At 69.7% G+C, this 23,168-nt stretch carries 19 protein-coding genes; 13 read left to right on the top strand and 6 right to left on the bottom strand.

Annotated elements, in window-relative coordinates:
- Positions 1–11: 11 nt before the first annotated feature.
- Positions 12–719 carry an IclR family transcriptional regulator gene (locus ELQ90_RS01655; protein ID WP_128493522.1) on the bottom strand — a complete coding sequence of 236 codons (708 nt, stop codon included), beginning with the start codon at positions 717–719 and terminating at the stop codon, positions 12–14.
- Positions 720–870: 151 nt separating this feature from the next.
- On the opposite strand from ELQ90_RS01655, the gene ELQ90_RS01660 reads away from it, so the two are divergent.
- Complete coding sequence (locus ELQ90_RS01660; RefSeq protein ID WP_128493523.1) at positions 871–2,772, top strand: FAD-binding monooxygenase; 1,902 nt, start codon at positions 871–873, stop codon at positions 2,770–2,772.
- Between the two features lie 67 nt (positions 2,773–2,839).
- On the opposite strand, the gene ELQ90_RS01665 is transcribed toward ELQ90_RS01660, so the two are convergent.
- Positions 2,840–4,492: a thiamine pyrophosphate-binding protein gene (locus tag ELQ90_RS01665; protein WP_128493524.1), complete on the bottom strand. Its 1,653-nt coding sequence runs from the start codon at positions 4,490–4,492 to the stop codon at positions 2,840–2,842.
- A gap of 342 nt (positions 4,493–4,834) precedes the next feature.
- Here ELQ90_RS01665 and ELQ90_RS01670 point away from each other — a divergent pair, with 342 nt between their 5' ends.
- Positions 4,835–5,944, top strand: coding sequence for an alpha-hydroxy acid oxidase (locus tag ELQ90_RS01670; RefSeq protein ID WP_128493525.1), 1,110 nt, complete (start codon positions 4,835–4,837; stop codon positions 5,942–5,944).
- A gap of 76 nt (positions 5,945–6,020) precedes the next feature.
- Here the strand turns inward: ELQ90_RS01670 and ELQ90_RS01675 are convergent, their stop codons facing one another.
- The gene (locus ELQ90_RS01675; protein WP_128493526.1) at positions 6,021–6,431 is read right to left on the bottom strand and encodes a DUF7882 family protein; all 411 of its coding nucleotides are present in this window, start codon (positions 6,429–6,431) and stop codon (positions 6,021–6,023) included.
- Positions 6,432–6,643: 212 nt separating this feature from the next.
- On the opposite strand from ELQ90_RS01675, the gene ELQ90_RS01680 reads away from it, so the two are divergent.
- The gene (locus ELQ90_RS01680) at positions 6,644–7,249 is read left to right on the top strand and encodes a MarR family winged helix-turn-helix transcriptional regulator (protein ID WP_243695999.1); all 606 of its coding nucleotides are present in this window, start codon (positions 6,644–6,646) and stop codon (positions 7,247–7,249) included.
- 1 nt (position 7,250) lies between these two features.
- Here ELQ90_RS01680 and ELQ90_RS01685 read toward each other — a convergent pair whose 3' ends face one another.
- Both ELQ90_RS01685 and ELQ90_RS16860 read right to left on the bottom strand, forming a co-directional pair.
- Entirely contained in the window at positions 7,251–8,132 is an 882-nt protein-coding gene (locus tag ELQ90_RS01685; protein WP_128493528.1) for an esterase/lipase family protein, read from the bottom strand.
- Positions 8,133–8,387: 255 nt separating this feature from the next.
- Positions 8,388–9,941, bottom strand: coding sequence for a helix-turn-helix transcriptional regulator (locus tag ELQ90_RS16860; protein WP_128493529.1), 1,554 nt, complete (start codon positions 9,939–9,941; stop codon positions 8,388–8,390).
- Positions 9,942–10,406: 465 nt separating this feature from the next.
- On the opposite strand from ELQ90_RS16860, the gene ELQ90_RS01695 reads away from it, so the two are divergent.
- The 3 genes from ELQ90_RS01695 (at position 10,407) to ELQ90_RS01705 (ending at position 16,452) form a co-directional block, all read left to right on the top strand.
- Entirely contained in the window at positions 10,407–14,396 is a 3,990-nt protein-coding gene (locus tag ELQ90_RS01695; protein WP_166408770.1) for a DUF11 domain-containing protein, read from the top strand.
- Between the two features lie 179 nt (positions 14,397–14,575).
- Positions 14,576–15,961, top strand: a complete 1,386-nt coding sequence (locus ELQ90_RS01700) for a glycine--tRNA ligase (protein WP_128493531.1) — start codon at positions 14,576–14,578, stop codon at positions 15,959–15,961.
- Between the two features lie 158 nt (positions 15,962–16,119).
- Positions 16,120–16,452, top strand: coding sequence for a DUF4190 domain-containing protein (locus tag ELQ90_RS01705; RefSeq protein WP_128493532.1), 333 nt, complete (start codon positions 16,120–16,122; stop codon positions 16,450–16,452).
- Between the two features lie 69 nt (positions 16,453–16,521).
- On the opposite strand, the gene ELQ90_RS01710 is transcribed toward ELQ90_RS01705, so the two are convergent.
- Positions 16,522–17,997, bottom strand: coding sequence for a glutamyl-tRNA reductase (locus ELQ90_RS01710; RefSeq protein ID WP_128493533.1), 1,476 nt, complete (start codon positions 17,995–17,997; stop codon positions 16,522–16,524).
- Between the two features lie 95 nt (positions 17,998–18,092).
- Here ELQ90_RS01710 and hemE point away from each other — a divergent pair, with 95 nt between their 5' ends.
- From hemE to ELQ90_RS01745, 7 genes are all read left to right on the top strand, one after another.
- Positions 18,093–19,226 carry a uroporphyrinogen decarboxylase gene (gene hemE / locus ELQ90_RS01715; RefSeq protein WP_128493534.1) on the top strand — a complete coding sequence of 378 codons (1,134 nt, stop codon included), beginning with the start codon at positions 18,093–18,095 and terminating at the stop codon, positions 19,224–19,226.
- A complete protein-coding gene (gene hemG / locus ELQ90_RS01720; RefSeq protein ID WP_128493535.1) occupies positions 19,223–20,758 on the top strand; it encodes a protoporphyrinogen oxidase in 1,536 nt (511 codons plus the stop codon). The genes hemE and hemG overlap by 4 nt, the downstream gene beginning before the upstream one ends.
- A 68-nt stretch (positions 20,759–20,826) precedes the next feature.
- Positions 20,827–21,483: a hypothetical protein gene (locus ELQ90_RS01725; protein WP_128493536.1), complete on the top strand. Its 657-nt coding sequence runs from the start codon at positions 20,827–20,829 to the stop codon at positions 21,481–21,483.
- Positions 21,484–21,674: 191 nt separating this feature from the next.
- Positions 21,675–22,007 carry a hypothetical protein gene (locus tag ELQ90_RS01730; protein ID WP_128493537.1) on the top strand — a complete coding sequence of 111 codons (333 nt, stop codon included), beginning with the start codon at positions 21,675–21,677 and terminating at the stop codon, positions 22,005–22,007.
- Between the two features lie 10 nt (positions 22,008–22,017).
- Positions 22,018–22,446, top strand: a complete 429-nt coding sequence (locus ELQ90_RS01735; RefSeq protein ID WP_128493538.1) for a phage holin family protein — start codon at positions 22,018–22,020, stop codon at positions 22,444–22,446.
- Positions 22,433–22,675: a DUF3618 domain-containing protein gene (locus ELQ90_RS01740; RefSeq protein WP_128493539.1), complete on the top strand. Its 243-nt coding sequence runs from the start codon at positions 22,433–22,435 to the stop codon at positions 22,673–22,675. Before ELQ90_RS01735 ends, ELQ90_RS01740 begins: the two co-directional genes overlap by 14 nt.
- Positions 22,676–22,798: 123 nt before the next feature.
- Complete coding sequence (locus ELQ90_RS01745) at positions 22,799–23,161, top strand: hypothetical protein (protein ID WP_128493540.1); 363 nt, start codon at positions 22,799–22,801, stop codon at positions 23,159–23,161.
- The last annotated feature ends 7 nt before the right edge of the window (positions 23,162–23,168 follow it).

Consider the following 23,168-nt stretch of genomic DNA (forward strand, 5'->3'; position numbering starts at 1 on the left):
AACCGACCCGGTCAGCCGCCGAGCGCGTGCCGGATGGCGTCGGCGGACGTGACGAGTCGTCGCCCGATCTCCGCGTCGCCGTGGGCGCTCACGACGTAGACCACCGCGAGTGCCGCCGGCGCCCGGCCGCGGACCGACAGGGGGACGGCGACGGAGCGGAGGCTCGGGATCACCTCGTCGTGGCTCGTCGCGAACCCCGCCTCGGCGACCTGCTTGACCTCCGCTCGCGTGGCGTCGGACACCCCGTCGGGCCAGTCGGACGTCGGGACCGCCGAGAGGATCGCCTTGCCGGGAGCGCCGACGGCGACGGAGTGTCGCGTGCCGGGACGCTGGGCGACGGCCGCCACGGCGTGCCGCGGTTCGACGCTCACGAGCGTGACGCACTCGTCCCGATCGAGCGTCGCGAGGAAACACGTCATGCCGAGCTCGTTCGCGATGGCGGTGAGCTCCGGCAGTGCCTCGGCCTGCACGTCATGGGCGACGCCGGCGGCGAGCGCCGCCATGCGCGAGCCCAGGGTGATCCGGCCGGACTCGTCGCGCGCGACGAGTCCGTGCTGTTCGAGGGTGCGCACGAGTCGGTAGGCGATCGATCGGTGCACGCCGAGGGCGGCAGCCGTCTCGTCGATCGTCGACGACCCGCGCACGTCGGCGAGGTGCTCGAGCACACGGATGCCCCGGCTGAGCGTCTGCAGCGCCGGAGTGTCGTTCTGAGCGGCCATCGATTCTCCCGTCCCTGCGTCGCGCGTGCTTGTCGCACGAGACGCCGACGTCTACGATCGATTTCAATAGTAGAACGTCGTGTTCGATTATAGAACACTACGTTCTCCCGGTACAGCTTTCTCGACATCGCAGTCGACGGAGGGAAGAACGATGCAGTTCCACCACCACGGGTACGTCTCCGGCGATCCCCGCGTCAGCCCACCCGCCGGGACGGGCGTCGACCGCCCGGCCGACCTACCCGGCGAGGTCGACGTGCTCATCGTCGGGAGTGGCCCGGCCGGCATGATCCTCGCGGCGCAACTGTCGCAGTTCCCCGGGATCACGACGCGCCTCGTCGAGCGACGGCCGGGCCGACTCGCGATCGGGCAGGCCGACGGTATCCAGGCACGCAGTGTCGAGACGTTCCAGGCCTTCGGGTTCGCCGAGCGGATCGTCCAGGAGGCGTACCGGATCACCGAGATGTGCTTCTGGGCGCCCGACTCGCAGGACCCGTCGCGGATCGTCCGCACCGCGCGCGCCGAGGACGACCCGAACGGCATCAGCGAGTTCCCGCACCTCATCGTCAACCAGGCGCGGGTCCTCGACTACTTCGCCGAGGTCATGGCGAATTCGCCCACGCGCATGAAGCCCGACTACGGCTACGAGTTCGTGGGACTCGAGGTCGACCACTCGGATGCGGGCGGCGACTTCCCCGTCACGGTGACGCTGCGCTACACCGCGGAGGAGGGGGCCGACGCCGAGGAGCGCACCGTCCGCGCGAAGTACGTCGTGGGTTGCGACGGCGCTCGCAGCGGCGTGCGGGAGGCGATCGGTCGACGCCTCGAGGGCGATCAGGCGCGCCACGCCTGGGCCGTCATGGACACGCTCGCCGTCACCGACTTCCCCGACATCCGCACGAAGTGCGCCATCCAGTCGCGCCACGGCAGCATCCTCCACATTCCGCGGGAGGGCGGCCACCTCTTCCGCATGTACGTCGATCTCGGCGAGGTCCCGGAGGGCGACGCCGGATCCGTCCGGAAGACGACCAAGGAGACGGCGATCGCGAAGGCGAACGAGATTCTCCCCCCCTACACGCTCGATGTGAAGGACATCGCCTGGTACAGCGTCTACGAGGTGGGGCACCGCCTGACGGATGCGTTCGACGACGTGACGGAGGGCGAGGACCGCACGCCCCGCGTCTTCATCGCCGGTGACGCGTGCCACACGCACAGCGCGAAGGCCGGTCAGGGGATGAACGTCTCGATGCAGGACGGCTTCAATCTCGGATGGAAGCTCGGGCACGTGCTCGACGGTCGGGCCCCGGAATCGCTGCTCGCGACCTACTCCGCCGAGCGTCAGGTGATCGCCCGCGACCTCATCGAGTTCGACAAGGAGTGGTCGAGCCTCATGGCGAAGAAGCCCGAGGAGTTCGACGACCCCGCCGAGCTGGGGGAGTTCTACGTGACGACCGCCGAGTTCCCCGCCGGATTCCGGACGCAGTACCCGCCGTCGATGCTCGTCGGGGAACACACCCACCAGGGCCTCGCGACGGGATTCCCCATCGGGAAGCGCTTCAAATCGGTGCCCGTCGTGCGTGTCGCCGACGCGAACCCGCTCCACCTCGGGCACCACGCGCGAGCGGACGGGCGCTGGCGGATCTACGCGTTCGCGGGCGACGACGTGAGCCGACCGGGGGGCCTCGATGAATGGGCCGACTGGCTCGCGTCCTCCGCCGATTCGCCCGTCGTGCGGTTCACGCCGGAGGGAGCGGACCTCGACGCGGTCTTCGACGTGAAGGCCGTGTACCAACAGCGGCACGTCGACGTCGACATCACTCGGGTGCCGCGGGTGTTCCTCCCGCCCTCCGGGCCGTTCGGTCTCACCGATTACGAGAAGGTCTTCGCGGTGGACCCGCACGTCGACATCTTCGAGGAGCGCGGCATCGACCGGACGGCGGGCTGCGTCGTCGTGGTGCGGCCCGACCAGTACGTCGCCCATGTGCTGCCGTTGTCGGCGACCGACGAGCTCGCCGCCTTCTTCGACCGCCAGATGCTCGAGCTGCGACGGGACTGAGTCGGCGACCGTGACGTCGACCGCGACGGGAGGCCGCGCCCGCCCGAGGAGGCGGCGCGGCCGGGCGTCACGAGTTCACGCGCACGATCTCCTGCTGGTAGGGCGCGACGACGTCGGGTGAGATGCGCAGGTCGAGGAGGAGGAAGCGGCGCTCGTCGACGGGCGTCGCGGCCCACGAGGCGAGGCGCTCGAGGTCGGCCATCGAGCGCACGGCGACGCCCTCGGCGCCGACGGCCGCGGCGAGGCCGGCGAAGTCGACCTCGGGGATGAGCATGGGCGCCTTCGCGAGGCCCTGCAGTCCGTACAGATTGACCTCGGCACCGTAAGCCGCGTCGTTCCACACGACCGCGAGGCCGCGTCCCCCCGCGACGCGCACGGCCGTCTCGAGGTCGGAGAGCGCCATGAGCCCGCCGCCGTCACCCGTCGTGAGGACGATCGTCGATCCGGGGCGGGCCTGCGCTGCTCCCGCGACCGAGGGGAATCCCAGGCCGATCGACTGGTAGGCGGTCCCCACCATGATCATGCGGTCGGGGGAGGAGACGGGCCAGTACATGTTGGCCCACCCGATGAAGTGGCCGCCGTCCGAGACGACGACGCGGTCGTCGGGGAGCAGCTCGCCGATGCGTGCAGCGGCGGTGCGCGGGTCGAGGCGCCCGTCGCCCACCGTTCCCTCGCCGAGCTCGTAGCCGCGCGCGGCCGGAACGGCGACCGACTCCCGCCAGCCCGACGGGGTCGAGCCGAGCACGGCGAGCTGCTCGACGAGCGCGCGGGCGACGATCGCGGCGTCGGCTCGGATGAAACCGCCGACGTGCGGGTGCGTCGCCGCCGGGGCTGTGTCGACCTGCACGATGTGCGTTCCGGGCGCGAAGAGTGCACCGAAGCGCATCGTGAACTGGTTGAGTGACGCTCCGAAGACGACGGCGACGTCGGCCTCGCGCACGAGTTCCATCGCGCCCTCCGCTCCGAAGCCGCCCGCCACGCCGAGATCGAACTCGACGCGCGGGAAGACGCCGCGACCGAGCGCCGTACTCACGGTGAGGGCACCCGTGGCGTCGGCGAGCCGACCGAGGTCGGCCCCCGCGTCAGCGAGCCAAGCCCCGCGACCGGCGAGGAGGAGGGGGCGCTTCGCCGCCGCGAGTGCCGACGCGAGTTCATCGATCGCGGCGGACGCGAACGCCCCGGTGATGGGGAGCGGCGCGGGCCGGAGGGGCGCAGGCGCCTCCGGCACGGGACCGGCGTCGAGCTTCGCGACGTCGTACGGGATGGCGAGGACCGTCGGCACGTTGTACGAGAGGGCGTGTTCCACGGCGATCGCGGTCGTCGCCGCGGCGTCGGCGCGGCCCACGGTATAGGTGCGGGCGCCGACGGCCGACGCGAGCGCGATCTGGTCGACGTCCCACGGCCGTGGACCCGACGTCGGCTCGTCGCCGACGACGAGCACGAGGGGCACGTGCGCCTGCACGGCCTCGGCGAGGGCCGTGAGGGTGTTGGTGAAACCGGCCCCGTAAGTCGCGGTGGCCGCGGCGATCCCGCCCCCGGCCCGGTGGAACGCGTCGGCCGCGACGACCCCTCCGGCCTCGTGCCGCACGGCCGTGAACGCGGCTCCCGTGCCGCGTTCGATCGCGTCGAGGAAGTGGGCGTTGCCGTTGCCCATCACACCGAAGACGTGGGACACGTGGAGGGCGAGGGTGTGGGCGACGTGGGCGGAGACGGAGGGCATGGCGGAGCCTTTCGAGACGATGACGGAGTGAGCCGTATGTGTCTCGCGCACCCGTCGTCGTCGACGGCGCGGCAGCGTGCCCCTTTTTCGAGCACCGGCGGCGATGCCGCCGGACAACGTGATTATAAGCACTCGCGATCCGCCGTTCCAGAGGCCGCGATCGACGATCGCGCCGTCCGATCGCGCCGCCGCCGACGACACGTCAGGATGGAGGCAGCACCCTCACCGACGAGACAGGAGACCCGTGGACGACGCAGCGACGAGCCGCTTCCTCTCACAGGAGCGGATTCCGGAGACGTACCTCGAGCGGATCGACGTGTTCGCGGTGCACGGGACGGCGCGATGACGGAGACGCCGGCGCCCGACGAGGCCGTCGACGGCGCACCTCTCATCGCCCCGCCGCTGATCTCCCGCGGCTGGCTCGACGTTCTCGAGCAGGAGGCGAACGCGGCCCTGCCGCCGCACATCCGCGAATACGTGGCGACGACGGCTGGATCGGCGGCTCGTGCCGCGCAACACCTCGCCGAGTGGGACGCCGTGTCCTTCGCGCCGCGGACGCTGCTGGGGGAGCGGTCCCTCGCCCTCGAGACCTCGGTCCTCGGCCGACGCGTGGCGTCGCCCGTGCTCATCGCCCCCATGGCGCAGCAGGTGGGGGCGCACCCCGCAGGGGAGCGGGCGACGGCGACGGCCGCCGCCTCGCTCGGGACCGTCGTGGGCGTCTCGACCAACACGGCCGTGCCGTTCGGTGAGATCCGGGCGACGGGTGCCGACTGGTGGTTTCAGGTCTACCCGCTCGCTGAGCGGGCGACGACGGCGCGCCTCGTCGAACGCGCGGCGGTCGCCGGAGCCTCCGCGATCATCCTGACCGTCGACACGACGGCGCTCCTCGTGAGCGCTCCCGGGATCGAGCCGACGGAATGGCCGGAGGGGCCCGAGCGGGAGCGTCTCGTCAATCTCACACCCGATGAGCTGGTCGCTCTCGGGGGGCGGCCGACGGTCGCCGCGACGCTCGACGACATCGCCTGGCTGTCCGAGGTGAGCGGTGGTCTTCCGGTCGTCGTGAAAGGTGTGCTGCGTGGCGACGACGCGGCGCGCGCCGTGGACGCGGGGGCCGCGGCCGTGATCGTCTCGACGCACGGGGGCCGCCGGTCCGGGGCGTCGATCACGTCGCTCTCCGCGCTACCGTCGGTCGTCGCGGCGGTCGGGGATCGCGCGGAGGTCTACATCGACAGCGGTGTGCGCTCCGGTGGGCACGTGCTCGCCGCGCTCGCCCTCGGAGCTCGAGCGGTCTTCGTGGGACGGCCCGTCATGTGGGGCCTCGCGACGGCCGGGGCCGCGGGTGTCGAGCGCGTCCTCCGTGGCCTCGACGCGGAACTCGCGCTCGCGCTCTCGCAATCGGGAGCGACGTCACTCGCCACCCTCGCGACGGAGCTCGACGTCTCGCTCGGCTGAGACGCCGAACGCCCCGCGGGGATCGAGGATCTCGCGGGGCGTTCGTCGTTCCAGCGTCAGTGCGGGAGAGACGGGATCAGGCGGCGGCGACGGTGGCGCGCTGACGACCGCGGGCGGGGTGGGCCGCCTTCGCGGCCTCCGCTGCGGCGTCGACGATCTTGCCGGCTTCGGCGACGACGTCGGCCGACTCGTCGGCGCCCTCGACGTAGGTGAGCCCCGCGCCGCTGTAGGACTGCTTCATGAGATCCTCGAGCCACTCGCGATCGAGCTGCTGCGACGCTTCGGAGTCGTAGGAGAAGGAGACGGGGGCGCCGGGCGTCATCCACGTGGAGCGGCGCTGGCGGTCCGCGCCGGTTCCCGTCACGAGCGTCATGACGAACGGCTCGTGGCGACGGAAGCGCTGGAAGATGACGTACTGCAGGTGTGCCAGGGCGCGGTCCTCGATCGTCACCGTCGTCGCGTCGGGGCCGTAAGTAAGCGTTGCCATGAGATTCTCCATAACTGTGATCCGGGGGGCGTAGATGCTCACTGCGCAGTGCTTCGCCCGGTGAGTATGTAGTTCGTCTAGCTACTTAGATGACCATACTCACGTTCATCGAGAAAAGAAAAGTGGTGAATTCCTGCGGGACTGTGCGCTAGGGTAGCTAGACGTTCTAGGCATGCCGCTAGACAATCTAGCAAAAGGATGAGGTGGAACGAATGGAAGCGCAGTACCCCGAGTTCCCGTCAGCTCGTCGTCCCCACGACGGATTCCACGCGGATGATGCTTCCAGCGACCTCATCGAGAGCGATCGGCGGGATCCGTCGACCATCGCCCCGGACGATGCCCGCGAACTCTTCGACGAGGTCGATCGCGCCGGGCGTGCGAGCAGCGCAGATGTCCTCTCGCTCCTCCGCGAGTACCGCGCCGCCGAGAACACGTCCCGGCGGGAGTCCCGCCGGGAGACGGCCATGGGGGAGACCGATCTCATCGCCATGCGCCTGCTCGTCGAAGCCGAGGCGGAGGGGCGCCGGCTGACTCCGGGATCGCTCAGCTCGTCCCTCGGCATCTCCACCGCCTCGACGACGGCGCTCATCGATCGGCTCGCCACAGCCGGATTCGTCGAGCGGCGCCCCCACGAGACGGATCGGCGTTCAACGGTGATCGTGCCGACCGTACGGAGTGAGCGGGAGGTTCGCGAGGCCCTCAGCCGGATGCAGTCCGACCTCGCGCGCGTCGCCGACGACATGTCCCAGCACGAGATCGACGTCGTCGCGCGCTTCCTCACCAACATGATCACGGCCGTCCGCGGCAAGCGGGACTGACCTAGCGGACATCCTCGCCCGCGCTCGACGCCTCCTCGTCGAGGGGGACCTCTGCCGCGTCGGGCGCCGTCCGCGATGAGCCCGCGGCGGAGTCGGCGCGGGTCTCCGGCCCCGACGCCACCTCGGCGGCGAGGGACTCGACTCCACCGAGGATCGCCGCCAACCCGAGCGGGTCGCTCAACAGGCGGAAGTGGCCCGGAACGTCGATCTCGACGTTCGTCGCACCCGCGAGCTGGCTCCCGTCGGGCACATGCTGATCAGCCGGGGGATAGATCGACACGATGCGCGCGTTCACGTCGGCGTGCTTCGACAACGACACGATCGTGGAGTCGGTCGGCAGGAACGCGCGCAGGCTCGGGTCGAGCAGCCAGCGGGCGAGACGGGATCCGGCGAACGGGGTGCACACGGCGACCATGCCGCGGATGTCGAGCCGGGTGCCCGCCGTGAGCATGAGGTGCTTGCCCACGAGACCGCCTTTGCTGTGGGCGACGACGATGCGGCCGGCCGGTGGGGCGGGACGGCGGGAGAGCGCCCGAGCGAGTCGCGTCGACGTATCGACCACCGGGCGGCGGTTGTAGCCGAGTCCCCGCACGACCGCGACGGGATAGCCGCGTTCGTTGAGGAGATCCGCAACCGGCTTCATGAAGAGCCACGTCTCGTAGACACCCGGCACGAGCACGACCGTCGGCTTGCTCGGATCACCGCGGCGATACCGCTCGGGTGCGTTCCGGATCACGAGCGCACGGACGTGGACCCAGCCTGCGATCGCGTAGTCCTCCACGAACGCCCCGAGCAGGACGAACCCGCGGACGAGCCGGTTCCCGTGGGCGGGCCGTCGGCCGGAGGGTCGCCGCGACGACATGCCCGACTGCGTGATCCCCATGCCCGAAGTCTACGGAGCGTTCATTCGCCCGATCGAGGGCTGGACGTGGCCCACGAGGGGGAAGGGGGCGGGCCGGGTTCAGGCCGGCCCGCCCGAGCTCGACGCGAGGGGGGACATCGAGTGGCCGACGCACCGGCCGCCTCTATCGTTGCGCCTGCGCTCGGTGGATCCCAGAGAACAGCGGGTGGATTCCGAGGTCGAAAAACGAGGGGTTCCGTCGACTCGGTCGAGCTCGGGGAGGTCGTGGGCGTCGTCTCAGGCCAGCCCCGCGCGATCCGCGAGGTCCGCGGCTTCGGCCCGCGAGTGCACGTCGAGTTTTCGGTAGAGGCTGCGCGTGGTCCCCTTGAGGGTGTTCACGCTGATGTAGAGGGCCGAGGCGATGTCGGAGAAGGAACGGTCGGACGCCAGGAGCGCGAGGACTTCGCGCTCACGACGCGTGAGCCGGCCGATGTCGTTCGATCTCTGTCCACCGGACGTGCTGCGGCCGAGGGCGTCGGGGGAGGCTGCGCTCGAGAGGCCGGTCAGGCCGGTGAGCGCTCGGAGATGCTCGGGATCGATGCTCGCGTAGGCCCTGTACATGCCTTCCGCCTCGATGATCGAGTGCGCGGTGCTGAAAGCGACGGCCGCCGACGACATCCGCCGCAACCCGAGCCGCGCCGCCGCCATCAGCATTAAGGCCTCGCTGCGGAGCCGCGGATTTCCCCCTTCTCCTGTAACGGGCATGGCGTGACCGATCGCGGGTCGATACCGTCCAGCCCGGTAGGCGGCGGCCGCGGCCATGACGCCGTCGAACGGTGTCTGGATCGTCGGCTCGAGCGGTGCCGGTGCAGCGGAGTTCTGGAGGAGGGCGACTCGCACAGTCGCAGCTCCGACGTACCGACGATTGGCGCCGTCCTGGACCGATGAGAGGGGGTGGCGCTGCTTCTCAGCGTGCAGCCTCCCGTGCACCTGTGTGGCCTCGCGCGGTTCGTGTGCGGCGAGCGCTCGCACCCACACCTCGGCCGCCCAGTAGTCACGACTGGGAACCTCCGCGAGCGCCAGGAGGTGCCGGTCGGTGGCGTCGGGGTCCAGGCGGTCGTTGGAGAGGAGCGCGGCGGCGAGATGGAGGGGTGCGTCGTGGCGGGTGGAACGTGAGCCCGTACGTCGTGCTCGCTCCACCCAGATCGTGGCCTCGGACAGCCGGCCGTGGTCGGCGTGCAACCAGGCGAGGGCGGCGGCCGCGCGTCGCGCGATCTGAACCTGCCCCGTCAGCTCGCCGAGATCCCACGCCTCCTCGTATTCGCGCACCCCGCCGACGTCTGCGAGCTCGAGCGTCCGGCCCCAGCGTGCGAGGAGTTGAGGCAGAGCATTCTGCACGTCTGCCCTGGCGCGGTCCGACGCCTCCTCGAGCAGGCGTCGCGCTGTTCGCACGCTCTCCACGGCGAGAGATAACCGGCCACTCGTTCGTTGCCCTGCCGCTCGGCCGGTCGCGGCGACGAGGACGTCGAGGAGATCGCTCGTCCGGGACTCCCTCCCGTAGGCGTCGAACGGGAGGTCATGAAAACGCCCGGAGTCGTCACCCCTCAGGACGTGCCGCAGGTAGTTGACCGCGATCAGGAGGCTCGGCATGGCGATGATCGCCTCGCCGGGAAGCGCGTTGATCGCCGCGAGAAGGGCTGAGGGCCGGGTCGCCAGGAGGTGATCCCAGCGCGCCGAGATCATCCCGACCGCGGGGCGCCAGCCCTCTCGTGCCGAGACCGCAGCGACGTGACTGGCGAGGTCTTCGACCCCGCCCGGGGCTGAGCGGTCGACACGGAGCGTGCGCGTCATCGATGGGTGAGATCGCGAGCGACGACGGGACGGACGGAGGAAGACACGGAATCCATGTTCGGACAAGCCCGGACGGTGTCCGGTGTCAAGGGGTAGAAACCACCCCGTCTCCCACCCATGGCACCCGGCGCGTGCCCCGTTCGAGGGGTACTGACTCCGCTTTCCGCCGTCCGAGAGCGTCGCGCCACGGGGTGTGAGGGATATTCGGCGGCACCCACCTCAGGGCTGAATCGCGGGTGGGTTTCGATCCGCGCGCTTGTCGGGCGGCTGACGCTAGCAGTTGCCTGTGACTACGGGGCGTCGTCCCCGTACATCACCAGAAGTTTCGCATGCATTGAGATGAGGGATGATCGCGTGTCATTACGAGTCACGGAATTAACGAGAGGCGGAGGTCGGGATCGCCTCCCGGAGCTACGCCGGACGAGGCGGCTCCGGTCGGCGATAGCGGCCGGGACGACGGTTCTCATGGCGGCCGCCTCCCTCTCGCTCGCGTCGCCGGCATCCGCCGCGACGGTCTACGAGATCACCGGCGGGTGGGCGGAGAACACCCCGACGGAGGTCGCGAAGGGCGACGTGATCAATGCCGAATGGCGGGTGAACGTCAACGACGACGCCGAAGCGCCGGCAAATGAGCCCGTGGAGAACGTCACGTTCACGGTGACGCTCGAGCACGGCCTGTTCCAGGGCATCCCCGACCTCTGCAAGACCACGGGTGTCGACCCGGTCTCCGCGTTGTCCGACGACAAGCTCACGCTCACGTGTAACCTCGGCCCCGTGCTCCAGGGCACCGCGGTCGTCGTTCAGACCCCGGTCGTGGCCGACGGGATCACGGGCGACATCATCAACGGCTCGGCCGAGATCGACGGTCAGACGGCGGAGCTCACGCCCATCACGATCCGCAACACGTTCGGCATGGACATGCTGTGGGGCACGCCGACGGCCACGCAGCTGCCACGCGGTGATGCCGCTCACGACTTCGACTTCGAGTGGACGCTCTTCGCCGACGCGGGAAGCGACCAGGGGCCCGACACGGTCTCCTACGACCTCACGATCACGACGCAGAACAACAAGGAGCTCTTCCTCGGCGTCCAGAACAACGCTGCGCCGTTCAACCAGCCGTGCGGGTACTTCGCGCAGAGCAACACGGCCGTCGGCCACCCGTATTCGCACCAGAATCCGAACGCGTACGGCGAGCGCCAGGCGCCCTTCGTGGACGAGTGCACGCTCACCAAGACGGGCCGGAACACGTTCCGCATGACGCTCACGGGCATCGACTACTCGCAGACGATGGTCCCGACGCAGGACTCCGCGGGTCGTCCGCTGCCGGCGGACCGGGTGGCACTCGCCTCCGGCTCGATCTGGCTGCAGGTGCGAGACCTCACGGAGGGCACCTCGGCGAACCTGCGATCCACGGCCCCCGTCTATCGCTCGGTCACGGGGCAGACCTCGCAGGACCTCGCGGGTAACAACACGTCGAGCAAGGTGCTCGTCCTTCCCGGCACGTGGAGCCACGCGTGGTCGCGCACGACCGGTGGCACCTCGTGGGACAACTCCTACGAGATGGCGCCGGGGGCTCAGGTGGTCAACTACACGAACGACACCCTGACCCAGCAGGACCTCCCCGCCAACACGGCGATGGGTGAGTGCGTCACGCTCGACACCGCGTACGTCGACTACCGGGCGACGCGGGTGTTCATGTACACCCCGGGCGACCCGGTCGGGACGCCGGAGACGGACATCCCCGGCCAGATGCAGTGGTACGTCGGTAACGACCCCACCGTCACCCCTGGTTCCGGTGGCTACAACCCCGACGCCTTCCGCGGCTGCGGTGGCGGTGCCGGCTGGGTCAACGAGGAGCCCGCGGACCTGACGACGGTCAAGGCCGTGCGCTGGGCCGGTTTCACGACCGGTGATCTCGGCAACCAGTTCCTGCAACTGCGGGTTTTCGCCGGCATCGAGGCCGACGCCCCCATCGGACAGGACATCTGGACCTGGGGTGCCATGATCCGCAACGGCGTGTGGAACTACCCGGCGCGCGGTGCGCTCCCCCAGGACCAGGTGTTCACGCCGACGCCGGGCGACCGGTACACCGGCACGCGCAACGGTCGCGACATCCTGCACGTCATCTTCGCCGTGCCGAGCGTACGCAAGGCGGTCGACCGTTCGGTCGTGCGACCGGGCGAACCGGCCACCTTCACGCTCACGTACTCCGCCAACGGCTCGGGCGCGATCCCGGACACCGTGGACGGGTACCGCATCGTGGACACGCTCCCCGTCGGCATGACCTACGTGGCCGGGTCGTCGGATCCTGAGCCGACGATCACGACCGACGCCCAGCGCCGCCAGGTGCTCACATGGGTGCTGAACGGTGTTCCGACGAACACCCCGAACGTGCTCACGTACCAGTCGGTCGCCGGTGACACGGTGGAGCCGGGTCAGACGCTGACCAACACGGTTACGACGACGCTGCGCGGCGAGACCTCCCGTCCCGCGACGGCCCAGGTCACGACGAGCAGCAGCGGCTACACGCTGCTCGCGAAGACGACCGACCAGTGGTTCATCGGGAACCCCGAGGGAACGGGCGACGGCGAAGGCTCGTGGACCGTGTCGCTGCGCTCGGTCGACCCGCTGCCGCAGGCGTACACCGACACGATCGACGTCCTCCCGTATGTCGGGGACGAGCGTGGCACGAGCTACACGGGGACCTATGAGGTGACGTCGGTCGACGTCCCGGCAGGCGCGACGGTCTACTACACGACCGCCGACCCGTCGACGATCAACGACGACCCTGCCCACGAGTCGAACGGTGCGGCCGGCGACCCCAGCGGCAACGACATCGGCTGGTCCACCACGCCGGTGCCGAACCCCACGGCCGTCCGTGTCATCGGCGGCGTGCTGGACCCGGGAACGACGTTCTCCTTCAAGGTGAACATCGCGACCGACGGCGCGGAGCCGGGAGACGTCTGGGTCAACCGGGCGCAGACCCGTGCCGAGCACACCGGCCTCGTCATGCGCACGTCCGAGCCGCTCACGATGGGCACGTACTACTCGGCCTCGCTGAAGAAGTACGTCCAGGACATCAACGGTGAGTGGCACGACGCGAACGACGCGGCGGACTACCCCCGGTTCCGCATCGGCGACACGATCAAGTACCGCATCGTGGTCGAGAACACCGGCCAGGGCACCATCCGGAACCTGACGGTGAGCGACGACAAGCAGCCGGAGCTCGGTGCGTTCGTCGTCGAGGAACTCGAGCCTGAGGGCACCGAGACGCACGAGTACGAGATCGTCGCAAGCGACTCGCTCGAGCAGACCTCCGTCAACACCGCCTGTGCGGCGGCCGACCAGCCGGAGGACTCCGAGGAGCCGGTCCAGGTCAACTGCGACCCGGCGGGCATCGAGATGGTCGGCGACCCGACCCACGAGAAGTCGCTCATCTCTGCCGAGCCCATCGGTGACGGGCAGTGGGAGGTCATCTTCGGCCTCGACGTGACCAACGAGGACCCGTTCGCCACGACGTACGACCTGGACGACACGCTCCACTTCACGGAGCAGGCGACGATCACGTCCGCCGTCGTCTCGGTCGCGCCGGATGGCCTGACCCTCGCCGAGCCCGAGTGGGACGGTCAGGACAACGTACGAATCGCATCGGACGTGCCCCTGCTCGCGCTCGACGACGCGCTGTACGCGCCTCACCACTACGAGGTCACCGTGATCGCCGACGTGCCCCTCCAGCTGGAGGGCGCCGGTTCAGGCGAGGACGACCCGACCCGTTGCGGAGAGGACGGCGACACCGCCGACCGCGCGTTCAACAACGTGTCGATGCTGACGGATCCGACCGACACGGTGGAGGAGGACCAGGCCTGCGCCGAGATCCCGTCCATCTCGATCGAGAAGACGATCTCGGCTGAGCCGACGCAGCTCGGCGGGGACCGTTGGTCGGTGGTGTACGACATCGTCGCGACCAACGACGGTGGTGCCGCCGGTGAGTACGCGGTCTACGACAAGCTGCTCTACGGCAGCGGGATCGAGATCGAGTCCGCCGACGTCGTGACCGCGCCGGAGGGCGTCACGCCCGAGGATGCCTGGACGGGCCTCGGGGACGACGCGACGTCGGCACCGAATCTGGTCGCATCCGGTGTCACGCTCGAGTCCGACGCCGCGCACACCTACCAGGTGCGCGTCGTGGTCACGGCGGAGGCCGGGAAGGTCACGCCCAGCGCGGCCACGTGCCCGGAGCCCGGTTCGGGTGGTCGGGGCGGTCTCGCCAACTCGGCGACGATCGAGCACAACGGAAACACCGCGAGCGACGACGTCTGCCCGACGGTGCCGGGGCTCAGCTCCGCACTCGCCGTCACGGGACAGAACGTCGACGGAGCAGCGTTCGGCCTCGGCGCGATGCTTCTCCTGCTCGGTGGAATCCTCGTCTACCGCCGCCGCAAGCAGGCCGCGTAGCTGAGTGAGAAGCGGCCCGTTCGTGTTGTGACACGAACGGGCCGCTTTCTTGCGCGCGCGGAGCGATCTCAGCCCGCTGACTCCTCAAGCCGACGACCGGCTCCGTCTAAACTGGGAGGCAAGACTGCCCGGCGATCCGGCCGCGGCACGACCACATCCGAAACCCCAGGAGTTCTCCCGTGGCCTCAGCCAGCCGCCTCGATTCGGTCATCGCCCTCGCCCGCCACCGCGGGTTCGTCTTCCAGGCGGGAGAGATCTACGGAGGTTCGCGCTCGGCGTGGGACTACGGGCCCCTCGGTGTGGAGCTCAAGGAGAACATCAAGAAGCAGTGGTGGAAGTACATGGTCACGCGCCGCGACGACGTCGTGGGCCTCGACTCCTCCGTGATCCTGCCCCGCCAGGTGTGGGTGGCCTCCGGCCACGTCGGCGTCTTCACCGATCCGCTCGTCGAGTGCCTCCACTGCCACAAGCGTTTCCGTGAGGACCACCTCATCGAGGCCTTCGAGGAGAAGAAGGGTCGTTCGCCCGAGAACGGCATGCTCGACATCGTCTGCCCCAACTGCGGCACGCGCGGCGAGTGGACGCCTCCGCGCGACTTCAACATGATGCTGAAGACCTACCTCGGCCCCGTGGAGGACGAGTCGGGCCTCCACTACCTCCGCCCGGAGACGGCTCAGGGCATCTTCGTGAACTTCGCGAACGTGCTGCAGTCGGCGCGCGTGAAGCCGCCGTTCGGCGTCGGTCAGATCGGCAAGTCGTTCCGCAACGAGATCACGCCCGGGAACTTCATCTTCCGCACGCGCGAGTTCGAGCAGATGGAACTCGAGTTCTTCGTCGAGCCCGGAACGGACGAGGAGTGGCACCAGCACTGGATCGACTACCGGATGAACTGGTACACCGATCTCGGCATCGACCCGGAGAACCTGCGGCTCTTCGAACACCCGCAGGAGAAGCTCTCGCACTACTCGAAGCGCACCGTCGACATCGAGTACAAGTTCGGCTTCACGGGCAGTGAGTGGGGCGAGCTCGAGGGCGTCGCGAACCGCACGGACTTCGACCTCTCGACCCACGCGAAGCACTCCGGCAAGGACCTCTCGTACTTCGACCAGACGAAGAACGAGCGCTGGGTGCCGTACGTCATCGAGCCGGCGGCGGGACTCACGCGCTCCCTCATGGCGTTCCTCGTCGACGCGTACGTCGAGGAGGAGGTGCCGAACGCCAAGGGCGGCACCGACAAGCGCACGGTCCTGAAGCTCGACCCGCGTCTCGCGCCCGTGAAGGTCGCCGTCCTGCCGCTCAGCCGCAACGAGGCGTTGTCGCCGCTCGCGCGTGAGGTCGCCGCGACGCTCCGCGACCAGTGGAACGTCGACTTCGACGATTCCGGTGCGATCGGTCGTCGTTACCGCCGCCAGGACGAGATCGGCACGCCCTACTGCGTGACGGTCGACTTCGATTCGCTCGAGGACAACGCCGTCACGGTGCGCGACCGCGACACGATGGCGCAGGAGCGCGTCTCCATCGACACCCTCTTCGGATACCTCGCCGAGCGCCTTCGGGGCGCCTGACCTCCTACATTAATTTGGCGATGGTGCGCGTAGCTGCGTGCACCATCGCCAAATCAATGTGCACACACATGGGGACTACCACCCATTCGGGCGCGTTGACAGCTATTCCCAGGAACTGCCACGCTTGTCCGGAATCCCCCATCTAAGGAGAGACACCCATGTCCGACCCCAACGCGTCGAACCCCCCGTCCTACCAGCCCGCTCAGCCCTACCAGGGTGGCGCTGCCCAGGGCTACGGCCAGCCCCCGCAGTCGCAGAAGACCAACCTTCTCGCGATCCTGTCGCTCGTCGGTGCCTTCGTCTTCTCCCTCGCCGGTCTGATCCTCGGCATCATCGCGCTCAAGCAGATCAAGCAGACGGGAGAGCAGGGCCGCGGACTCGCCCTCGCCGGCATCATCATCAGCTCGATCGCGATCGTGCTGGGCATCATCTGGGCCATCGTCGTCATCGCGGCGATCGGAACCGCCGGGATGACCTACGACTCGATGTGATCGTTCCTCCCGGAACACCGGAAGCGCCCCCTGCGTCAGACGCAGGGGGCGCTTCCGCGTCTGTGCGCGTCAGGCGGGGCGGACGTCCTGCTCGTCGTCCCCGTGGGCGTCCGACGAGAGGCTCGCATCGATGCCGAACAGGGCGTCGAGCGCGTCGACGTACCGCTCGTGGTCGCCGGCGTGGGCCGCGTCCCGCGCACGCACCATCGGGGTGTGGAGGAGGACGCCCGCGAGGTGCCGCAGCGCCTGTTCCGTGCGGCCGTCCTCGTCGCCGCGCGAGCGGGCGCGGTCGATCTCGGCGTCGAGGATCCCGAAGACGTGCTTCCGTAGGGCGACGACCGCCGGTGTGAGCGTGATCTCATCGGACACCGTGGTGTACTTCTCGGCGGCACGGCTCACCATGCGGCGCGCAACGTCGGTGGCCTGCAGTTCCTCGAGCGGAGCGTGGATGCGGATGGTCTCGAGGTCGAGCAGCTCGACCCCGTGCACCGAGGCGACGGAGGGGTCGACGTTGCGGGGGAGACCGAGGTCGATGACGAGCTGCCGCGCGGTGTGCGCGGAGCACGCGGCATCCTCCGTGTGGGTCTCCGCTGCGACGGGTGCCGGGTCGTCGTCGAGGACGACCTCCGCGACCGTCGAGTCGGTCGACGGGTCGACGACTGTGACGGACGCGGTGACCGGATGGAGCGGCGCGGCGATGTCACCGTGTGCCGCAGCGCCCCCGTGCTCGGCGCCGATCTCACGGCGGCCCTGCTCGAGGATCGTGGCGTCGAGGACGGAGCCGGACGCCGTGGTGCACGTGACGACGAGGTCGGCGAGAGCGGCCTCCCGAGCGAAATCGGCGGCTTCGACGAGACGGATGCCGTGACGGGCGGCGAAGCGCTCGCCACGACCGGACGGCGAATAGACGCCCACGTCGGTCGCGCCCCGGTCGGCGATCGCCGCGAGGCTCGCGCCCGCATACGCGCCGGTGCCCACGAGGAGGACGCGCACGCCGCTCCAGTCCTCGACACGCGACTCGGCGAGATCGAGAGCGAGGCGCACGAGCGAACGACCGGCTCGACCGATCGGCGTGCTGTTCTTGACCCCGCGCGACGTCTGCGACGCGCGCTGGAACGCCCGCTCGAGATCGGAGGAGGTGGTCCCGGCCGCGCGAGCGCGTTCGAGAGCTCGGCGCACCTGACCGGCGATCTCTCCCTCCCCGACGACGACGGACTCGAGACCGGACGCGACGGCGAAGAGGTGCTCGGCGGCTCCGCGGCCCACGTGCATGTCGAGCGTGCCCGTGAGTTCGTCGCTCTCGAGGTCGGTCGAGCGGCGGATCGCGTCGACCGTGGCCTCGAGGGCCTTCTGCTCGAAACCGGAGGCGGGCTCGTCGACGTCGATGTAGGCCTCGAAGCGGTTGCAGGTCGCGACGACGACGGCGCCGGCGAGGCTCTCGTCGTGGCTCGTGATGCGCTGCGCGATGGTGCCCGGGTCGACGGCGAGCCTCTCGAGGAGGTCGAAGCTGGCGTTCTTGTGATTCGCCGTCAGACAGATCAGCACCCGACCATTCTACGCGGCGTCGAAAGGGTGCGGTGCCCCCCTTCTCTCCGCCGTCCCGGGTTCGACGCCGAGCGTCGGGATGGGAGGATGGAGACGTGAAGCTCGACCAGAACCACCCCCTCGTCTCCGGCGGCACGAGTACGTCGCGGCTCGTCCGCGCCTACCGCGGCGAACGCCCCGATGCGACTCCCGTGTGGTTCATGCGTCAGGCCGGCCGCTCGCTGCCCGAGTACCGGGAGCTCCGCGTGGGCACCCGCATGCTCGATGCGTGCTTGACGCCATCGCTCGCGAGCGAGATCACGCTGCAGCCGGTCCGGCGGCACCACGTCGACGCGGCCATCTTCTTCTCCGACATCGTCGTGCCGCTCAAGCTCGCGGGGGTCGACGTCGAGATCGTTCCCGGCAAGGGGCCGGTGCTCGGGAAGGCCGTGCGAACCGCGGCCGACGTCGACGAGCTCGTCGCCCTCGATCCAGCCGTGCTCGACGACGCGCTCGAACCCGTGCGGGAGGCCGTGCGCCTCACGGTCGCCGAACTCACGACCGAGCACGACGGCACCCCGCTCATCGGATTCGCCGGAGCGCCCTTCACGCTCGCCGCGTACCTCGTGGAGGGCGGGCCGTCGAAGGACCACATCCACGCCCGCACGCTCATGCACGCCGACCCGGAGGCCTGGGCGAAGCTCATGGCGTGGACGGCCGACATCACGGGCCGGTTCCTCGAGGCGCAGGTCGTCTCGGGCGCCTCGGCGGCGCAACTCTTCGACTCGTGGGCCGGTGCCTTGTCGCTGTCCGACTACTCGCGCTTCGTGGCGCCGGCGTCGACCGCTGCGCTCGAGCGGGTGCGTTCGATGCACGTCGAGCCGCTCGACGGCGGTGCGGCGCAATCCGTCCCGCTCGTACACTTCGGCGTCGGGACCGGCGAGCTCTTGAAAGCCATGCACGACATCGGTGCGGACGTCGTGGGCGTCGACTACCGGATCCCACTCGACGAGGCCAACCGCCGCCTCGGTGGCATCGTGCCCCTTCAGGGCAACGCCGATCCCGCACTCCTGTCCGCTCCGTGGCCGGTCCTCGAGGCCCACATCGTCGACGTGCTCGACCGCGGTGCGTCGGCCCCTTCCCACGTCTTCAACCTCGGTCACGGCGTTCCGCCCGAGACGGACCCCGACGTCCTCTCGCGCGTCGTCGAGTTCGTGCACGGGTACGACCTGACGCGTCAGGGCGCATGACCGGGGTCGACGCGAGCGCTCCCGGCGGCGACCGTTTCGAGCCGCAGCACGTCGTCGTTATCGGCGGCGGCATGGCGGGGCTCGTGGCCGCGCTCGATTGCGCGCGCGTCGGCATCCGCGTGACGGTGCTCGAGGCGTCCGACCACCTCGGGGGTGCCCTGCGCGCCGAGGAGATCGGCGGGCTGACGGTGGAGGTCGGGGCCGAGAGCTTCGCGACGCGAGGTGGAACGGTCCGGGCGCTCGCCGAGAGCGTCGGGCTCGGCGACCGCATCGTGACGCCGAACCCGGAGGGCGCCTGGGTCGCGGCCGGGAAAGGGCGGATGGCTTCGCTCCCGAAGGCCGGCATCCTCGGGATCCCCTCCAGTCCCCTCGCGGACGATGTGCGCGCCGTGATCGGCTGGGGCGGAGCGCTGCGCGCGTACCTCGATCGCGTCATGCCCGTCCTCACCGTGGGCACCGAGCACGACCTCGGTGGTCTCGTGACGCGCCGGATGGGTCGCGCGGTGCGGGACAACCTCGTCGCCCCGGTCACGATGGGGGTCTACTCGTCCGATCCCGAGGCGCTCGACGTCACGTTCGCCGCTCCCGGGCTCAACCGCGCCCTGACGAAGGCCGGTTCGCTCTCCGGGGCTGTCGCCACGATGCGCGCGGCTTCGCGTGCCGGTTCGAACGTCGAGGGCATCGTCGGCGGCATGTCGGTCCTCGTCGAGGCGATCGTGCGTGAACTCGAGCACCCCTGGGGCGTCGAGATCCACCGCAACACCCCGGTGTCTGCGCTCGAGCGCGACGGCGACGGATGGCTCGTCACGGTGACCGACACCCCGGGCCCTGACTCCGATGGGAGTGGGACCGGTGAAACGGACAGCGCGATCCGTGCGGATCACGTCATCGTCGCGATACCGGAGGCGCCGGCCCTCGGGCTGCTCTCCCGGCTCGACCCCTCCCTCTCCGACGTCACTCCCATCGACCCGCCGCGCGTCGATCTCGTGACGCTCGTCCTCGACGATTCCCGGCTCGACGCGCACCCCCGCGGCACCGGCATGCTCGTGGCGCCCACCGCCGGGCTCACCGCGAAGGCCATGACGCACGCGACGGCGAAGTGGTCGTGGCTCGCGGAGAACGCGCGAGCGCTCGCCCCGCACCGCCACGTCCTCCGGGTGTCCTTCGGCAAGGCGGGTGAGAACACCGTCGGCGAGCTGGGGGACGACGAGCTCGTCGCGCTCGCGGTCCGCGATCTCTCCACGATGCTCGGCGTCGAACTCGACCCAGCATCGATCGTGGCCGCCAAGCGCACGACATGGGCCGGCTCCCTCCCCGGCGCGGTCACGGGTCAACGGGCCCGATCGGAGTCCGTGCGCGAGCGCATCCTCGCGATCGACGGGCTCGACGTCACGGGCGGTTGGCTCGCGGGCACGGGTCTCGCCGCCGTGGTTCCCGACGCGCTCGCTTCGGCCGGTCGCGTGCGACACCGCGTCGCCCAGCGCGTCCTCGGCGAGATGGCACCGGACGCCGCAGCGCCGTCTGCGGACTGACGCGTCTCCCGACAGAACGGAAGGGTCGAGTGTTCGGATCGAAGCGGAGGAAGAGATACCGCGAGCTGGTGGAGAAGAGGAGCCAGCAGGAGCGTGATGACCTCGCGCGGAAGCAGCGGCAGGAGCGACGCGATCGGTTCGTGGCATGGGTGGGGGCGGTGGGTGCCCTGATCGCGGTGGTCGGTGTCGTTGTGACGGGAAATCAGAACCGGATCCTCACCGAGCAACTCGAGGCGCAGCGTGAGGCGCACCGTGTCGACGGTGCAGTGCTCGTCGGCGTCGCGGAGGTCGTCCTCGACTATCCCACCGCAAACCTCTGGGAAGTGGACGGTAAGGGGATCGAGCGCACGTTCGGCGCGGGCGAGCACGCCGACGGGTCGATGCAGATCCGTGTCGAGGTGACGAATGCCGGCCGGTCCGCGGGATCGGTGACGACGGCGGCGGTCCAATTCCACGACGGCTGGTTGCCGGCCGAGAGTCTGTTCTGCGGACGAATTCCGGATGGGGAGGAACTCGTCGATTGCGACCTCCCGCTGATCGTCGGAGAGGCCGAGACGAAGGTTTTCACCTTCCGGTTGCCGACGGCTCCAGCATGTGTCGAGACACCGCCGGCCGACTCTCCGCTCACCGTTTCGTTCGAGACGGCAGCCGGCGATCGGTTCGTCATGCGCACCGGTCTGACGGCCACCCTCGAGCTCCCCTGCCCGGTACCGGGAGGGGATTGAACCCGATCGATCCGCACGACCTGACCGCGCCGGATGCCTGACGCGTCGCCTACCGCATTCCACGAGCGGAATGCAGGGGTGGGCGCGCGGACGCCGATGCGGATACGCTGGAACCCTGGCCCCGGCGCGTCCGCTTCTGCGTGACGTCCGCCGTGGGGCCAGTCGATGGACGCCGATCGGACGGAGACGCTATGAAGGGCAAGATCCTCCTCGTGACGGGGCTGGCAACGGGGTACGTCCTCGGTGCCCGTGCTGGACGCGGACGCTACGAGCAGATCAAGGCCAACTGGCTGAAGCTGTACGAGACCGAGCCGGTGCAGAAGCAGGTGCGCACGGTCCAGGGCTTCGCGAAGGCCCGCGTGAGCGCGGTTCCGACCACGCTGTTCTCGGGAGCGAAGACGATCGTGAAGATCGTCTCGAGCAGCCGCACACCCGGTCAGAAGCTCGACGACACGATCGGTGAGGTCGGCGACGTGAAGGACGAGCTCGGCGGCATCGCCGACGGTTCGTCGTCATCCCGCTGAGCCGCCGATCATGAGCCGGTACACCACGGAGACGCCGACGCGGCGCTCGAAGGAGCAGGTCCCGCTCCTCGACCTGATCACGTCGATCCCGGGTCTGCTCAAGAGACTCCTCACCGCCGAGCTCGACGGCCTCAAGGGCAAGGCGAGCCACATCGGCAAGAACGCCGGCATCGGTGCGGGCCTCGTCGTCGTCGCGCTCATGTTCCTGTTCTTCGCGCTCGGCACCCTCGTGGCCGTCGGCATCCTGGCGCTCGCGCTCGTCATGCCCGCATGGCTCGCGGCGCTCATCGTGTTCGTGGTGTTCCTGCTCATCGCGGGGGTCCTCGTGCTCATCGCCCTCCGCTTCTTCCGCAAGATCAGCGAGGGGCCGAGCCCGTCCGACGAATTCCAGAAAGACATCCGAGCAGTGAAAGGGGTGGGTGAGTATGACCGGCACTGACAACCCGAGCGCCGAAGAGGTGCGCGCCGAACTCGTGGCGACCCTCAACGCGATCGAGGACAAGCTCAACGTCCCCAAGCAGGTCGGCAAGGCGACCGATCGCGCCAAGGCGAAGATCGCGGAGCTCCGCGAGGAGAACCCGCAAGCACTCGTCGGCGGGGTGGCCGCGGTCGCCCTCGCCGTGGGCGCCGGCGTGTGGGCCGTGGCCCGCGCCGTGCTCAAGCGCTAGGGATTCGAGCCGGGCAAACGACGGCGTCCATGGTGCAGACCTCCTGCAGCATGGGCGCCGTCCCCCGTGGGCCTGAGCGAGATCGGTCTCGACCGGGGCCCGGGGACCGGCCTTAGTGGACTCGTGGACGACATCGATGCGCAGTTGAGCCGTGAGACGACCGAAGCGCTGAACGCCTCCATTCCCGAGGTGGTTACGGCGGCCGGTCACGGGCGGCGTGCCATGAATCTGCTGTTGGGCGCGACGTTCTCGGCCGTCGCCGTGGGCTTCCTCGCCGCGATCTTCGCCTCCGCCCTCGCCGACGTGCCCGCGATCCCCGTCGTGGCCCTCGTCATCCTCGTGTTGTGCATCGCCGTGCTGGTGATGGCCTTCGTGGTCGGTCGGCGCGCGAAGCGAGCGTTCGCACAGGTCGCCGAGATCGTTCGGCGTGAGCGCGGCGCGACCGTCGTTCGCGTCGTGGATCGCCAGGTGTTCGTCCGCCGGTGAGACGGCG

Source organism: Labedella phragmitis (genome assembly GCF_004078635.1).
GTDB classification, from domain to species: Bacteria; Actinomycetota; Actinomycetes; order Actinomycetales; family Microbacteriaceae; genus Labedella; species Labedella phragmitis.

Bases quoted from the DNA above. Each gene is read 5' to 3' on its own strand.
- ELQ90_RS01655 (WP_128493522.1), bottom strand. From the start codon at position 719: ATGGCCGCTCAGAACGACACTCCGGCGCTGCAGACGCTCAGCCGGGGC.
- ELQ90_RS01660 (WP_128493523.1), top strand. From the start codon at position 871: ATGCAGTTCCACCACCACGGGTACGTCTCCGGCGATCCCCGCGTCAGC.
- ELQ90_RS01665 (WP_128493524.1), bottom strand. From the start codon at position 4,492: ATGCCCTCCGTCTCCGCCCACGTCGCCCACACCCTCGCCCTCCACGTG.
- ELQ90_RS01670 (WP_128493525.1), top strand. From the start codon at position 4,835: ATGACGGAGACGCCGGCGCCCGACGAGGCCGTCGACGGCGCACCTCTC.
- ELQ90_RS01675 (WP_128493526.1), bottom strand. From the start codon at position 6,431: ATGGCAACGCTTACTTACGGCCCCGACGCGACGACGGTGACGATCGAG.
- ELQ90_RS01680 (WP_243695999.1), top strand. From the start codon at position 6,644: ATGGAAGCGCAGTACCCCGAGTTCCCGTCAGCTCGTCGTCCCCACGAC.
- ELQ90_RS01685 (WP_128493528.1), bottom strand. From the start codon at position 8,132: ATGGGGATCACGCAGTCGGGCATGTCGTCGCGGCGACCCTCCGGCCGA.
- ELQ90_RS16860 (WP_128493529.1), bottom strand. From the start codon at position 9,941: ATGACGCGCACGCTCCGTGTCGACCGCTCAGCCCCGGGCGGGGTCGAA.
- ELQ90_RS01695 (WP_166408770.1), top strand. From the start codon at position 10,407: ATGGCGGCCGCCTCCCTCTCGCTCGCGTCGCCGGCATCCGCCGCGACG.
- ELQ90_RS01705 (WP_128493532.1), top strand. From the start codon at position 16,120: ATGTCCGACCCCAACGCGTCGAACCCCCCGTCCTACCAGCCCGCTCAG.
- hemG (WP_128493535.1), top strand. From the start codon at position 19,223: ATGACCGGGGTCGACGCGAGCGCTCCCGGCGGCGACCGTTTCGAGCCG.
- ELQ90_RS01730 (WP_128493537.1), top strand. From the start codon at position 21,675: ATGAAGGGCAAGATCCTCCTCGTGACGGGGCTGGCAACGGGGTACGTC.
- ELQ90_RS01735 (WP_128493538.1), top strand. From the start codon at position 22,018: ATGAGCCGGTACACCACGGAGACGCCGACGCGGCGCTCGAAGGAGCAG.
- ELQ90_RS01740 (WP_128493539.1), top strand. From the start codon at position 22,433: ATGACCGGCACTGACAACCCGAGCGCCGAAGAGGTGCGCGCCGAACTC.